This window comes from Mesorhizobium sp., from assembly GCF_004963255.1.
Classification (GTDB): Bacteria; Pseudomonadota; Alphaproteobacteria; order Rhizobiales; family Rhizobiaceae; genus Mesorhizobium.
The window spans coordinates 45,856-57,536 of record NZ_SUGA01000037.1 but is presented as its reverse complement, the minus strand read 5'-3'; the positions used below and the strand labels follow the sequence as shown (position 1 = coordinate 57,536).

Below are 11,681 nucleotides of genomic sequence, written 5' to 3'. Positions count from 1 at the left end.
CATTCCGGACCTACCGAATCACCAACTCAGTTCCGTGCAAAGCCCTCACAAGGGGGGAGATTGGCAGCTTCGGCCTCGCGCCCACCTTGAACGCCCACCCGCTTCCATGCTTGCCTGATGTCATCCAAGTCGGAGTGGTGAGCATGGCAAAGCCCTCAACCAATGTCGCGCCCGATCCGATGGTCGAGCGCCTGCGCGCCGCCCTCGGTCGCCGTGGCTTCACCGAGCAGAAGATGTTCGGCGGCACCTGCTTCATGATCAACGGCAACATGCTGATCGGCACCTCGAAGCGCGGGCTGTTGGTCCGCGTCGGCAAGGACGCGCATGCTGCGGCGGCTGCTCGTCCCCATGCGCGTCCGATGGAAATGGGCGGGCGCTCGATGGAAGGCTATCTCCACGTCGGGCCGGAAGGCACGGCGAGCGAGGCCGATCTCGCCTTCTGGCTCGATCTTGCTCTGGCCTTTGTCCAGTCCCTGCCGCCGAAGGATAAATCCGCCAAGGTCGCAAAGAAGCGCGCGTAAGCCGCTGACTCGCCACTTTCCGGACGGCGATGTGTCACTATCGGCTGCGCCGGTGATGACGAACGCATGGCCAAGGGGGAAGCGATGGCACTCAGCGGGCATTGCATGTGCGTAGCGGTCACCTGGACATATTCCGGCGACATCATCCGCAATCTAGTCTGTCACTGCGCCGATTGCCAGCGTGCCACCTCGTCTCCCTTCACCGCCTTCCTGGGGCTGAGGGCCGATGAGCTGAACTGGGCCGGCGACATCAGGCACTATGAAAGCAGCACGGACACGTTTCGCGGCTTCTGTCCGTCCTGTGGCACCAGGCTCTATTTCCGCTCGACAAGATGGCCGTCGGAGATCCACGTTCACGCCGCCACCTTGACCGATCCGGGCGAATACCGGCCGGACGCCCAGGTCTTCATGCAGTCGCGCTTGAAATGGCTGGACCGGCTGCATTCGATCCCGACCCACGATGGTTTCCAGAGGCAGCCGGCGCGTCGGTCGGGCGCCTGACGCTTTTCGGCCGGGCCAACAAAAAAAGCCGGGCGCAAGGCCCGGCTTTTTCGTGTCGTGGCTTTTACGACTTAGAACTTCATACCGACGCCGAACGTGACGCGGTTGTCCTTCGACTTGACGTTGCCGAGGGCGCCGAAGTCCTTGTCGCCGTAGTCGGTGTAGCGGTACTCGACACGGCCGAACACATTGTCGGTGATCTTGATGTCGGAACCGACGCCAGCCGTCCAGCCGAGCATTCCCTTGCTCTCGTCGGTGGCGGTGACGCTATCCGTGATCTTCTGGTTCTTGGCGGCAAGACCGCCGGTGCCATAGAGCAGGATTTCCGGGGTCACGGCATAGCCGAGGCGAGCGCGCAGCGAGCCTTCGAGGCCGCCCTTGGCGCTGATGCCGGCGCTGTCGCCCTTGACGCCGTTGTAGCCGAGATCGGCTTCAGCGCCGTAGACGAAGTTCTCCTGCTGCCACTGGTAGCCGCCGAAGACGCCGCCGATGAAGCCCTTGGTCTTCACGTTGACGCCTGCATCGCGGGCATCGGCATGGCCGCTGAAGCCGTAGCCGAGGTTGATACCGGCATAGGGGCCGGCCCAGGAAGCAACCGGAAGCTCGGCAACCGGGGCGGGAGCCGGCGGCTCCTCGGAAACGACGTCGGCCGCAAAAGCGGTACCAGCAAAGGCGAACAGCCCGAGCGCGGCAGCAAGCGGCGCGAATTTGAGATTGGTCTTCATTGTTATACTCCTTAAGCCACAAGACACTTAGGCTTGGTTGTTCATGAAACGCCCCGGCCCGTCCGGGGGGATAAACGAGCCTGGCGTTTAACGGTTCCGAATGTCGTGCTGAAATGCGGCTGAAGCGAACCTGAACTTGGGTCATTCCCCGGCGCGAATGAGGCCGAAACATGACGTTGCATCTTCGCAACAGCGAATGTCAGCAGGCTAATCATGTTGCGCTGCACATCGCTTGGTTCAAGGGGTGCAGCGACATATATTGCCGGCAATGGCGCCCCGAATCCGGCGGGGCGGAAGCGCGTCCGGGCCGCTTCGCCACATTCCTGCCCCAGGTGGAAATGGCATTTAACGCTTGGCCCGTCATATTGTGCCGGCTTCCCGGAATCGTGAAGCCGATTGAGGATTGACACCATGAAACAAGCCACGGCCGTCGCGCTGGTGACGGGTGGAGCAAGACGGATCGGCAAGGCGATCGTCGAGGATCTGGCCGCCAATGGCTTCGCCGTCGCCATCCATGCCAACCGTTCAGGCGCCGAGGCCGAGGCGCTGGCGGGGAAGATCGCGGGCGAGGGCGGCCGCGCCGCCGTCGTCGCCGCCGACCTCACCGACATGGATGCGGTGGGTTGTCTCATCGGTCGCGCGCAAGCCGCGCTCGGGCCTGTGACGCTGCTGGTCAACAACGCGTCCCTGTTCGTCGACGACAGCGTCGAGGATTTCGACTGGCAGGCCTGGGACCGCCATTTCGCCGTCCACGTGAAGGCGCCCGCGCTTTTGGCGCAGAATTTCGCTCGCGCGCTGCCGCAAGGCGAGGAGGGGCTGATCGTCAACATGATCGACCAGCGCGTCTGGCGGCCGACGCCGCGCTATTTCTCCTATGCGCTATCGAAATCGGCGCTGTGGACGCAAACTGAGATGCTGGCGCAGGCGCTCGGGCCGCGCATTCGCGTCAACGCCATAGGTCCCGGGCCGACACTGAAGAACAAGCGCCAGGACGACGACGATTTCGGCAAACAGGTCGAGGGCCTGATCCTGAAGCGCGGTCCGCAATTGCCCGAATTCGGCGCCACCATTCGCTATCTCTGGCAGGCGCGCTCGGTGACCGGCCAGATGATCGCGCTCGATGGCGGCCAGCATCTTGCGTGGCAGACGCCCGATGTGACAGGCATGGTGGAATGAGTCCCGCAGTCCAAAAACACAGACGCAACGGCGCCGCCGACGACCTGCCCCCCGATGTCGATCTCGACGCCGAGGACGAGGCGGCTGAGGAGATCGTCGAACCCGAGGCTTTGCCGACCGGCCCCGATGTCGCCTTCACGGCCATCGACTGGACGCCGCATGCCGGCGATGCCGACGGCATGGTCGGCGCCGAGGTGATCCAGACCTTCGTCAAGCGGCTGCCCAACCAGCCCGGCGTCTACCGCATGATGAACGCCGCCGGCGACGTGCTCTATGTCGGCAAGGCGCGCAGCCTGAAGAAGCGCGTCACCAACTATGCGCAGGGGCGGTTCCACACCGCCCGCATCGGCCGCATGGTGCGCGAGACGGCGACGATGGAATTCGTCGTCACCCGCACCGAAATCGAGGCGCTGCTGCTCGAGGCGAATCTCATCAAGCGGCTCAGGCCTCGCTTCAACGTGCTGATGCGGGACGACAAGTCGTTTCCCTATATCCTGCTCACCGGCGACCATGTCTCGCCCGGCATCTACAAGCATCGCGGCGCGCGCTCTCGCAAGGGCGACTATTTCGGTCCCTTCGCCTCGGCCGGCGCGGTCGGCCGCACCATCAATTCGCTGCAGCGCGCCTTCCTGCTTCGAAGCTGCACCAATTCCTTCTACGAGAACCGCACGCGGCCTTGCCTGCTCTACCAGATCAAGCGCTGCGCCGGGCCCTGCACCGGCGAGATCTCGCATGAGGGCTATGCCGAGTTGGTCGCGGAGGCCAAGGATTTCCTCTCCGGCCGCAGCCAGAAGGTGAAGACGGAGATTTCGGCCGCTATGCAGCAGGCTTCGGCAGAGCTCGATTTCGAGCGCGCCGCCATCTACCGCGATCGTCTTGCCGCGCTCTCCCATGTGCAGGCGCATCAGGGCATCAACCCGCAGACGGTGGAGGAGGCCGACGTCTTCGCCATCCATCAGGAGGGCGGCCAGACCTGCATCCAGGTGTTCTTCTTCCGCACCGGCCAGAACTGGGGCAACCGCGCCTATTTCCCCAAGGCCGATCCGGCGCTGGAGCCGGCCGAGGTGCTGGGCTCGTTCCTGGCGCAGTTCTATGACGACAAGCTGCCGGCGCGCATGCTGCTTCTGTCGCAGACCGCGCAGGAGCAGGAACTGCTGGCGGAAGCGCTTTCCACCCATGCCGGCCGCAAGATAACGATCTCCGTGCCGCAGCGCGGCGAGAAGAAGGACCTGACCGATCATGCGCTGCAGAACGCCCGCGAGGCCCTCGGCCGCAGGCTGGCCGAAACCTCGACCCAGGCGCGGCTGCTGCAGGGATTCGCCGAGACCTTCGGCCTGGCAAAGCCGCCGGTGCGCATCGAGGTCTACGACAACTCGCACATCATGGGCACCAATGCGGTCGGCGCCATGGTCGTCGCCGGGCCGGAAGGTTTCGTGAAGAACCAGTACCGAAAATTCAACATCCGCTCGACCGAGATCACGCCGGGCGACGATTTCGGCATGATGCGCGAGGTGATGCAGCGGCGTTTCTCGCGGCTGCTCAAGGAGCATGGCGACGAGCAATCAGGATCGGCCGCCGAGGACGATGCGGGCGAGGAGGATCTGGTCGCCGGCAATGGCGGTTTTCCGGCCTGGCCCGACGTCATCCTGATCGACGGCGGCCAGGGCCAGATGACGGCGGTGCGCCAGATCCTTGCCGATCTCGGCGTCGAGGATCGGGTTGTCGCCATCGGCATCGCCAAGGGGCCGGACCGCGATGCCGGCCGCGAGCGCTTCTTCGTCAAGGGCAGGGAAAGCTTCATGTTGCCGGTGCGCGACCCGGTGCTCTATTTTGTCCAGCGCCTGCGCGACGAGGTGCACCGCTTCGCCATCGGTTCGCACCGCGCGCGGCGCAAGAAGGAGATGGTGAAAAGCCCGCTCGACGAGATCGCCGGCATCGGCCCCGGCCGCAAGCGCGCCCTGCTGCTCGCCTTCGGCACCGCCAAGGCGGTCAGCCGCGCCGCGGTCGAGGACCTAGTCAAGGTCGACGGCATTTCCGAGCATGTGGCGAAGCTGGTCTACAATCATTTTCACGAGAGCTGAGGCGGTTGCGGGCAGGACGAAAGTTTGACGAAGGTGTCCGCATGTCGAGGGATGCCGTACCTTGGCGATTGGCACAGACGCCCGTCCCATCGTCATCCTCGGGTCTGCGCGTCCGCTTCGCTCCCGCTCCGCCCGTGGATGACGAGGTTCGGGCGTTTTCGGCCAATCCCCAACGTCGCCAGAAAGCCGACATCGAAGCTGCCGATCCTTCGCCTCTGAGGGGGGAAATCCGGGAGCCGAGGGAGGTGCCTTTCATCGGCGCCTCACGCCATTTTTCCCTGTCCAATCGAATCTCGGCTGTTGACCCCCTACATTGGCTTCTGATTTGAGTACCTGTGGCGGCGGAGATTTCCCGAGACGATATGGCACAACGCGCGTTCAACCTGCCGAACATCCTCACCTACGCCCGCATCGTCGCGGTGCCGCTGGTCGTGCTGTGCTTTTTTCTTGAAGGCCATCTGAAGTCGTCCGACTTCGCCCGCTGGTCGGCGCTGGTCATCTTCCTGCTCGCCTCGATCACCGATTACTTTGACGGCTATTTCGCGCGCGCCTGGCAGCAGACTTCCAACATCGGCAAGATGCTCGACCCGATAGCCGACAAGTTGCTGGTCGCCACCTGCCTGCTCCTGCTTGCGGCCGACACCGACCGCCACGCCGGCATCGCCGGCTGGTCGCTCTGGGCGGCGATCATCATCCTGTGCCGCGAGATCCTGGTTTCGGGCCTGCGCGAATATCTGGCCGCCTTGAAAGTGTCGGTGCCGGTCACCCAGCTCGCCAAATGGAAGACCACCATCCAGATGGTCGCCATCGCCTTCCTGCTGGTCGGCCCGGCCGGCGACAAGATCTTTCCGCTGACCACCCAGATCGGCCTGGTGCTGTTGTGGGTCGCGGCGCTCGTCACGCTCTACACAGGCTACGACTATTTCCGCGCCGGCCTCAAGCACATCATGGACGAGTGAGATGTCGACCAAGCTCATCTATTTCGCCTGGGTGCGCGAGCGGATCGGCAAGCCGGAAGAGGACGTCGACTTGCCGCCGGGCATCGAGACGGTGGGCGACCTGCTGCGCTGGCTGAAGTCGCGCGGCGAGGAATATGAGAATGCGCTGCAATACCCCGACGTGATCCGCGTCGCCATCAACCAGGAACATGTCGGCCACCGCGAGAAGATCGCCGGTGCGCGCGAGATCGCGCTGTTTCCGCCGATGACCGGAGGCTGACATGGCCGGCGCCGTCGTGCCCGCCATCCGCATCCAACGCGAGGATTTCGACGTCGCCGCCGAGATCGCCGGCCTGACCGAGGGCCGGACCGATATCGGCGCCGTGGTGACTTTCTCCGGCCTATGCCGCGACGAGCAGGGCGCACTGTCGGCGCTCGAGCTCGAGCACTATCCCGGCATGGCGGAGGCCGAGATCGGCCGCATCGCGGCTGAGGCCGGCGAACGCTGGCCGCTGCAGGGGCTGACCGTCATCCATCGCCACGGCAAGATTGCGCCGGGCGAGAACATCGTGCTGGTGGTCGCGGCCTCATCGCACCGGCAGGCGGCCTTCGAGGCGGCGAATTTCCTGATGGACTATCTGAAGTCGCGCGCGCCCTTCTGGAAGAAGGAACATCTTGCCGACGGCTCAGAGGGCGGATGGGTCGAGGCCAAGGAAGCCGACGACCACGCGGCGGACCGCTGGAAGAAGTCGCGTGAATAACCACGGCCGGGAACATGGTTTCATGTCACGTGCCAGTGTTGTGGTTCGCTCGCCGTAAGTGAGCCGGGCAACTATGAAATCTGCCAAAAATGCGGGTGGGAAGACGACCCGGTGCAGGCCGCCGACCCCGATTATGCAGGCGGGGCAAACGAACTCAGTCTAAATCAATACCGCGATCGAATTTCAAACGAGGCCACCGGTTGCGGCCATTGAACGACCGCAATCCTTCCCGACCTTGCCAATCGGTCTGATTTGCTTGGGCGTGCAATCTCATGCTGGATCGCATCGCGGAATTCTTCCTCTTCGGGCTGGTGCCGCTGGTCGTGGGCGTGCTGGCTGTGCCGGAAGTGATCAAGGCCGGGGAAACGACGATTGCCGGCGAGGTGACCTGCCGCGAGCGCATCACCCTGCCGCCGAATGCCGTGCTGGTGGTCGAGCTTGCCGATGTCTCGCTGGCCGATGCGCCGGCAATCGTGATCGCCAAGCGCAGGGTAGCGCCCACCGGACAGGTGCCGATCAAGTTCGATATCGGTTTCGACCCCAAGGCGATCCAGAAGGGCCGGACCTATGCGCTGCAGGCGCGCATCACGGTCGGCGAGCGGCTGATGTTCATCACCGACACAAACCACCAGATCGATCCGCTGGCCGGCACGCCCCAGACGGTGTTGGTGAAGATGCCGCGCTGACGTCGGGCGCCGACTGGACGGCAGCGATTTTTCAGCCAGGAAACCGTGCTCGCCGGAATAAACCGGCGGCGCCAGGCGTTGACCTATGCAGATGGCGGGCAGGCAAAGGGACAAACGTCCCTTCACTCAAACCGCCAGACCGAATGCGCGGGATCGATCTGGCACTCAATGGAGACCAGATATGAAAAAGCACGCGCTCATTCTCGCAGTCACAAGCGTATCGCTGATCGCCTTCGCCGGTTTTGCGCGCGCGGACGACCATCTGTTCAACGCCACGCAGCATGGCCTCAGCCCCGACGGTCAGCCCTTCCAGACCAACAAGGCCGGCCATAGCGGCGACCTTGCGCCTGGACAGGGCAGCCCGTTCAGCGGCGAGGAGACGAAGACGCCGGCCACGGACACAGAGGCGGCGAACGCCCATGCCAATGTGAAAGACCGTCAAGCCAAGTGATTCCTTTGCCCGCCGGGAGGGGCGGCGGGTTTGTCACAATTGACCCCGCCGCCATAGCCGCATAGGCTCGTCCGAAAATGGGGATGGGGTTCCCCCGAAACCGCCCTTGGGCTGATGACTCCTGCCAGGCGTGCTCTTGCGCGGCAGGATTTGTTTTTCCCGCTCGCATCATGCCTGATTTCGTGAAGTGATTCCCGTGCGGGGATCGCATTGGAAAGGCATTGAGACGATGACCCTTGCGGCCTGCGCCCTGGTCCTGATCGGCGGTTTCCTCGGCGGCGTCTCCCGCTTCTTCCTGTCCGGCGTGATTGGTCGCGGCGTTGGGGAGACCTTTCCCTGGGGCACGCTGGCGGTCAACGTCTCCGGCGCCCTTGCCATCGGCGCCTTCGCCGGCGCCGCGCGGACGGTGGGCGGCGCCTTCGCCAGCGATCTCGTGCGCGACCTGATCGTCGTCGGCCTGTTCGGCGGCTATACCACGGTATCGTCCTTCTGCCTGCAGACGCTGAACCTGGCGCTCGAGGGGGAGGGGCGGCTCGCCGCCTTCAACGTCGTCGCTTCGTCGGTGCTGTGCGTGCTGTTCGTCGCCCTCGGCTTCTGGGCGATCGTCTGGGTGGCTGAGTCAGCCACCTGGCTGGCTGATCCAGCAACGGGGATGGCGGGCTGAGCGATGACGGATAGACAGGCGGCAATGCGGCTTTATCTGGCGGTCGGCTGCGGCGCGGCGATCGGCTCCCTGACCCGGTTCCTGTCGGGCTACGTCATCGTCTCGCTGCTCGGCCTGAACGCTCTATGGTCGACCGCTTTCGTCAACATCGTCGGCTGCTGGATCATTATGGCCTTTGCCACGCTGACCGGACCGGATGGGCGCATGATGGCCGGACCGGTCAGCCGCAATTTCGTCATGGCAGGCTTTTGCGGCGGCCTCACCACGTTTTCGGCGATGAGCCTCGACACATTCATCCTGCTGTTCGAGGGCGACTTGCCGCTGGCCGCGACCTATCTCATCAGTGTGGTCGGGCTGTCGCTCGTCGCCGCGTGGCTGGGTTATCTCATGGCATCCAGGCTCAACCGCTTGCCGAAAGGCAGTCAGGCAACAGGTAGCTAGAACAATTCCAGGAAAAGTGTGAGCGGTTTTCCGTCCGGAATTGCGTCAAAACAAAGAGATAGAGCGGTTCGCCGTTTCTGTGAAACGGTGAACGCTCTAGGGAGGAGAATATGGAACTTCCCGCGCAATGCGCGCTGCTCAGGATCTTCTTCGGCGAGGACGACAGGGCGGCCGACGGCAAGCCGCTGCACGAGGCGATCGTCATCAAGGCGCGCGAAACCGGCATGGCCGGCGCCACGGTGCTGCGCGGGCCGCTGGGCTTCGGCCGCTCCAGCGTGCTCCACACCGCCAAGATCCTGCGCCTGTCGCAGGATCTGCCCATCGTCGTCGAGATCGTCGATGCGCCGGAGAAAATCGATGCGCTGATCCCTGTGATCAAGGCGCTGACGAGTGAGAAGAGCTGCCTGATCACCAGGGAGAAGGTCGAGGTCGTCCGCTACGGCGACGCGGACTGATCCTGGGACCCTCGATTAGCCGCCGCGCAGACGTCTTCCGATCGTTCCTTCGTCGAAGATACCGGCGGAAAAGAGGTTCATGGCCTCGATCGCCAGGTCCGATGCCTCCGAACTGCCGCGGGCAATACCGCGCTCCTCGCAGACCTGATCGTAAATGCGCTTCAGCAGGACAAGATCGTCCGGATAGGCAACGCCGCTCTTGGAAATATGGGGACCAATCATCGCGTCCTCCGTTGTGGTACGGAAGCGCGACAGAGGTTCGCGGGGGCGGGTGAACCCTCTATCGCTAGAGCTGGCTACCATAGGTTGATCTGCCCACGGCGCATTTACCCATGTTAAAAGGGCAGCCCAAAGGGCCGCCTTTGTTTTCGGCAGATTTCAGAGCGATTCCACGAAGCGGTTTTCCGTTCGGGATCGTGTCAGATAGATCAGCCGACGATCTCGGTGTCCGAGAACCAGTACTTGATCTCCTGCGCGGCGGTTTCCGGCGCGTCCGAGCCATGCACCGAATTCTCGCCGATCGACAGCGCATGCACCTTGCGAATGGTGCCCTCGGCGGCGTTGGCCGGGTTGGTTGCGCCCATCACTTCGCGATTCCGGGCGATGGCGTTCTCGCCTTCCAGCACCTGCACGATGGTGGGCGCCGACGACATGAATTCCACCAGCTCGCCGAAGAACGGGCGATCCTTGTGGACGGCGTAGAAACCTTCGGCCTCGCGGCGGCTCATCCACACGCGGCGCGATGCGACGACGCGAAGGCCAGCGTCTTCCAGCATTTTGGTGATGGCGCCCGTCAGGTTGCGCCTAGTCGCGTCCGGCTTGATCATGGAGAAGGTGCGTTCGATCGCCATAGGGTCGTCCTTGTTCTTGGGAATGGAAATTGGAGTGGCGGGCTCTATACAAGCCGCCCGGCGGCTTGCCAAGGGGAGGCGGCTTCTGGTCAAGGCGGCCGCTTTGCGGGATAATTAGACGGCTGCGAACATGCTTCGCACGGAAATCCGGGGCGTTGCGGCGGCGGAGCCGGACGCGATGAACTGGCCTTATCTCAACTGGCCTTATCTCAGACGCGGCGCCATTGTGGGTATCGTCTTCATGGCGCTCATATGCGCCGTGATCGCCTTCTTCCTGCTGGCTCTGCCGGCGCCGGATCACAATTTCGGCTTCGGCCCGGAATGGCAATGTACGCGCATGGGTGAAGGCGATCCGATCTGTGTCAAGCTGATCGACAAGGACGCGCTCAAGCGGAATTAAAGCGCGATCTCAATGGACACGATCGGCGCGTCGCCGGCCTTCAGCCTCTCAGCCTGCCGCACCGATGCCTTGACCGGCAACAGCAGGCTGCCGGTCGTCTTGTCGGGGAAAAGCGACGTGGTCCATTTTGTTTTGCCGATGACAGCCGTCACGCCAAGCGAGCCCCAGGGGCGCGCCAGCCCCGCCATGGCTGCCCTGATCCGCGCCGCGACATCCGTTGGCAGCGTGATGAAATGCCAGCCGCCCTTGCCGGGGTAGACCCAGATCTCGCCCTGCATCTCATAACGCAGCATGGCAATTCCGATGGCCGTCACGCCGCCGCCGCGACCTGCCGTCCGATCCCGCCATGCAGGTCGAGGCAGCGCTCGAACCAGCGGGCGATGCTGTCGCCGTCGTCGAGCAACTGGAAAGGCGAGGCAATGCGCCCCCATTGCAGCGCCCCGAACACGATGTAATCGGCAAACAGCGGCGCCTCGCCGCCGATGAAGGGCTGGTAGGTGAGCATCGAGCGCAGCGGCTCCAGCGCGGCGCGGAAGGCCGCGAGCCCGGCATCGCGTTTCGCCACGACCTCTTCCAGGCGCTTGCCGTAGCGCTGCTCGCGGCTTTCGCGGAAATAGGCGGCGTTGGGCTCGTCCTGCATGTCATGCAGATCGGTCAGCGCCACCGTCGCGACGTAGGGATGGATGGTGAATTGCGACCAGCGCTCGATGAAGCGCGCCAGCGCCTTGCCGCCTTCGCCGGCAAACAGGGTAGGCCGATCCGGGTAGGCTTCGTCGAGATAGAGCGCGATGGCGAAGGAATCGGCCACCACGCGCTCGCCGTCGCGGATCACGGGCACCGTCTTCGACAAGCCGCCTTCCACCTTGGGCACTTCGAGGAAGCGCGTCGGCACCTGGGTCGCGGTCAGTCCCTTGTGGGCCAGCGCCATCTTCGTCTTCCAGCAATGCGGGCTGAACGGGCGTTCGGCGTCGTGGCCGACGAGGTCATAGAGAAGAATGGTCATTGGCGCGTCCGTTGCTGCGGGTTACGT

General features: G+C 63.9%; 19 protein-coding genes, 1 pseudogene and 1 riboswitch. Of the genes and pseudogenes, 15 read left to right on the top strand and 5 right to left on the bottom strand.

What is annotated here, in order from left to right:
- The first annotated feature begins 143 nt into the window (after nucleotides 1-143).
- Together E5X34_RS27270 and E5X34_RS27265 are read left to right on the top strand one after the other, a co-directional pair.
- Nucleotides 144-521 carry a TfoX/Sxy family protein gene (locus E5X34_RS27270; protein WP_292571352.1) on the top strand — a complete coding sequence of 126 codons (378 nt, stop codon included), beginning with the start codon at nucleotides 144-146 and terminating at the stop codon, nucleotides 519-521.
- A gap of 66 nt (nucleotides 522-587) precedes the next feature.
- The gene (locus tag E5X34_RS27265; RefSeq protein ID WP_292571349.1) at nucleotides 588-1,022 is read left to right on the top strand and encodes a GFA family protein; all 435 of its coding nucleotides are present in this window, start codon (nucleotides 588-590) and stop codon (nucleotides 1,020-1,022) included.
- A gap of 71 nt (nucleotides 1,023-1,093) precedes the next feature.
- Here E5X34_RS27265 and E5X34_RS27260 read toward each other — a convergent pair whose 3' ends face one another.
- On the bottom strand, nucleotides 1,094-1,747 hold the full coding sequence (locus E5X34_RS27260) for an outer membrane protein (protein WP_292571346.1): 654 nt from the start codon (nucleotides 1,745-1,747) through the stop codon (nucleotides 1,094-1,096).
- 170 nt (nucleotides 1,748-1,917) lie between these two features.
- Between E5X34_RS27260 and E5X34_RS27255 the strand changes: the two genes are divergently transcribed.
- The 12 genes and pseudogenes from E5X34_RS27255 (at nucleotide 1,918) to E5X34_RS27205 (ending at nucleotide 9,400) form a co-directional block, all read left to right on the top strand.
- Nucleotides 1,918-2,154: a hypothetical protein gene (locus tag E5X34_RS27255; protein ID WP_292571343.1), complete on the top strand. Its 237-nt coding sequence runs from the start codon at nucleotides 1,918-1,920 to the stop codon at nucleotides 2,152-2,154.
- 4 nt (nucleotides 2,155-2,158) lie between these two features.
- Nucleotides 2,159-2,923, top strand: a complete 765-nt coding sequence (locus E5X34_RS27250) for an SDR family oxidoreductase (RefSeq protein ID WP_292571340.1) — start codon at nucleotides 2,159-2,161, stop codon at nucleotides 2,921-2,923.
- Nucleotides 2,920-5,004 (top strand): excinuclease ABC subunit UvrC, encoded by a 2,085-nt coding sequence (gene uvrC / locus E5X34_RS27245; protein ID WP_292571336.1) that lies wholly within the window; start codon nucleotides 2,920-2,922, stop codon nucleotides 5,002-5,004. The genes E5X34_RS27250 and uvrC overlap by 4 nt, the downstream gene beginning before the upstream one ends.
- Before the next feature lie 362 nt (nucleotides 5,005-5,366).
- On the top strand, nucleotides 5,367-5,963 hold the full coding sequence (pgsA, locus tag E5X34_RS27240; protein WP_027165584.1) for a CDP-diacylglycerol--glycerol-3-phosphate 3-phosphatidyltransferase: 597 nt from the start codon (nucleotides 5,367-5,369) through the stop codon (nucleotides 5,961-5,963).
- A gap of 1 nt (nucleotide 5,964) precedes the next feature.
- On the top strand, nucleotides 5,965-6,222 hold the full coding sequence (gene moaD / locus E5X34_RS27235) for a molybdopterin converting factor subunit 1 (protein WP_127882928.1): 258 nt from the start codon (nucleotides 5,965-5,967) through the stop codon (nucleotides 6,220-6,222).
- Between the two features lies 1 nt (nucleotide 6,223).
- A complete protein-coding gene (locus E5X34_RS27230) occupies nucleotides 6,224-6,703 on the top strand; it encodes a molybdenum cofactor biosynthesis protein MoaE (protein ID WP_292571331.1) in 480 nt (159 codons plus the stop codon).
- Between the two features lie 39 nt (nucleotides 6,704-6,742).
- Nucleotides 6,743-6,916, top strand: a pseudogene (locus E5X34_RS32920) (CPCC family cysteine-rich protein); the annotation flags it as partial.
- Nucleotides 6,917-6,975: 59 nt separating this feature from the next.
- A complete protein-coding gene (locus tag E5X34_RS27225) occupies nucleotides 6,976-7,389 on the top strand; it encodes a YbaY family lipoprotein (protein WP_292571328.1) in 414 nt (137 codons plus the stop codon).
- Between the two features lie 181 nt (nucleotides 7,390-7,570).
- Nucleotides 7,571-7,840 carry a hypothetical protein gene (locus E5X34_RS27220; RefSeq protein WP_292571325.1) on the top strand — a complete coding sequence of 90 codons (270 nt, stop codon included), beginning with the start codon at nucleotides 7,571-7,573 and terminating at the stop codon, nucleotides 7,838-7,840.
- 70 nt (nucleotides 7,841-7,910) lie between these two features.
- Nucleotides 7,911-7,971, top strand: a riboswitch (Fluoride riboswitch).
- Between the two features lie 98 nt (nucleotides 7,972-8,069).
- A complete protein-coding gene (gene crcB / locus E5X34_RS27215) occupies nucleotides 8,070-8,504 on the top strand; it encodes a fluoride efflux transporter CrcB (protein WP_292571322.1) in 435 nt (144 codons plus the stop codon).
- Between the two features lie 3 nt (nucleotides 8,505-8,507).
- Nucleotides 8,508-8,945 carry a fluoride efflux transporter CrcB gene (crcB, locus tag E5X34_RS27210; protein ID WP_292571319.1) on the top strand — a complete coding sequence of 146 codons (438 nt, stop codon included), beginning with the start codon at nucleotides 8,508-8,510 and terminating at the stop codon, nucleotides 8,943-8,945.
- Between the two features lie 110 nt (nucleotides 8,946-9,055).
- A complete protein-coding gene (locus tag E5X34_RS27205) occupies nucleotides 9,056-9,400 on the top strand; it encodes a DUF190 domain-containing protein (protein WP_292571315.1) in 345 nt (114 codons plus the stop codon).
- Between the two features lie 15 nt (nucleotides 9,401-9,415).
- Here the strand turns inward: E5X34_RS27205 and E5X34_RS27200 are convergent, their stop codons facing one another.
- Nucleotides 9,416-9,622 carry a hypothetical protein gene (locus E5X34_RS27200; protein ID WP_292571312.1) on the bottom strand — a complete coding sequence of 69 codons (207 nt, stop codon included), beginning with the start codon at nucleotides 9,620-9,622 and terminating at the stop codon, nucleotides 9,416-9,418.
- 206 nt (nucleotides 9,623-9,828) lie between these two features.
- Nucleotides 9,829-10,251, bottom strand: coding sequence for a nucleoside-diphosphate kinase (gene ndk, locus E5X34_RS27195; protein ID WP_040984737.1), 423 nt, complete (start codon nucleotides 10,249-10,251; stop codon nucleotides 9,829-9,831).
- 130 nt (nucleotides 10,252-10,381) lie between these two features.
- On the opposite strand from ndk, the gene E5X34_RS27190 reads away from it, so the two are divergent.
- Nucleotides 10,382-10,651 carry a hypothetical protein gene (locus tag E5X34_RS27190; RefSeq protein WP_292571309.1) on the top strand — a complete coding sequence of 90 codons (270 nt, stop codon included), beginning with the start codon at nucleotides 10,382-10,384 and terminating at the stop codon, nucleotides 10,649-10,651.
- Here the strand turns inward: E5X34_RS27190 and E5X34_RS27185 are convergent.
- A complete protein-coding gene (locus E5X34_RS27185; RefSeq protein WP_292571306.1) occupies nucleotides 10,648-10,944 on the bottom strand; it encodes a DUF1905 domain-containing protein in 297 nt (98 codons plus the stop codon). The genes E5X34_RS27190 and E5X34_RS27185 overlap by 4 nt on opposite strands.
- A 17-nt stretch (nucleotides 10,945-10,961) precedes the next feature.
- The gene (locus E5X34_RS27180; RefSeq protein ID WP_292571302.1) at nucleotides 10,962-11,654 is read right to left on the bottom strand and encodes a glutathione S-transferase family protein; all 693 of its coding nucleotides are present in this window, start codon (nucleotides 11,652-11,654) and stop codon (nucleotides 10,962-10,964) included.
- Nucleotides 11,655-11,681 lie beyond the last annotated feature (27 nt).

Bases quoted from the DNA above. Each gene is read 5' to 3' on its own strand.
- E5X34_RS27270 (WP_292571352.1), top strand. From the start codon at position 144: ATGGCAAAGCCCTCAACCAATGTCGCGCCCGATCCGATGGTCGAGCGC.
- E5X34_RS27265 (WP_292571349.1), top strand. From the start codon at position 588: ATGGCCAAGGGGGAAGCGATGGCACTCAGCGGGCATTGCATGTGCGTA.
- E5X34_RS27260 (WP_292571346.1), bottom strand. From the start codon at position 1,747: ATGAAGACCAATCTCAAATTCGCGCCGCTTGCTGCCGCGCTCGGGCTG.
- E5X34_RS27255 (WP_292571343.1), top strand. From the start codon at position 1,918: ATGACGTTGCATCTTCGCAACAGCGAATGTCAGCAGGCTAATCATGTT.
- E5X34_RS27250 (WP_292571340.1), top strand. From the start codon at position 2,159: ATGAAACAAGCCACGGCCGTCGCGCTGGTGACGGGTGGAGCAAGACGG.
- uvrC (WP_292571336.1), top strand. From the start codon at position 2,920: ATGAGTCCCGCAGTCCAAAAACACAGACGCAACGGCGCCGCCGACGAC.
- pgsA (WP_027165584.1), top strand. From the start codon at position 5,367: ATGGCACAACGCGCGTTCAACCTGCCGAACATCCTCACCTACGCCCGC.
- moaD (WP_127882928.1), top strand. From the start codon at position 5,965: ATGTCGACCAAGCTCATCTATTTCGCCTGGGTGCGCGAGCGGATCGGC.
- E5X34_RS27230 (WP_292571331.1), top strand. From the start codon at position 6,224: ATGGCCGGCGCCGTCGTGCCCGCCATCCGCATCCAACGCGAGGATTTC.
- E5X34_RS27225 (WP_292571328.1), top strand. From the start codon at position 6,976: ATGCTGGATCGCATCGCGGAATTCTTCCTCTTCGGGCTGGTGCCGCTG.
- E5X34_RS27220 (WP_292571325.1), top strand. From the start codon at position 7,571: ATGAAAAAGCACGCGCTCATTCTCGCAGTCACAAGCGTATCGCTGATC.
- crcB (WP_292571322.1), top strand. From the start codon at position 8,070: ATGACCCTTGCGGCCTGCGCCCTGGTCCTGATCGGCGGTTTCCTCGGC.
- crcB (WP_292571319.1), top strand. From the start codon at position 8,508: ATGACGGATAGACAGGCGGCAATGCGGCTTTATCTGGCGGTCGGCTGC.
- E5X34_RS27205 (WP_292571315.1), top strand. From the start codon at position 9,056: ATGGAACTTCCCGCGCAATGCGCGCTGCTCAGGATCTTCTTCGGCGAG.
- E5X34_RS27200 (WP_292571312.1), bottom strand. From the start codon at position 9,622: ATGATTGGTCCCCATATTTCCAAGAGCGGCGTTGCCTATCCGGACGAT.
- ndk (WP_040984737.1), bottom strand. From the start codon at position 10,251: ATGGCGATCGAACGCACCTTCTCCATGATCAAGCCGGACGCGACTAGG.
- E5X34_RS27190 (WP_292571309.1), top strand. From the start codon at position 10,382: ATGCTTCGCACGGAAATCCGGGGCGTTGCGGCGGCGGAGCCGGACGCG.
- E5X34_RS27185 (WP_292571306.1), bottom strand. From the start codon at position 10,944: ATGCTGCGTTATGAGATGCAGGGCGAGATCTGGGTCTACCCCGGCAAG.
- E5X34_RS27180 (WP_292571302.1), bottom strand. From the start codon at position 11,654: ATGACCATTCTTCTCTATGACCTCGTCGGCCACGACGCCGAACGCCCG.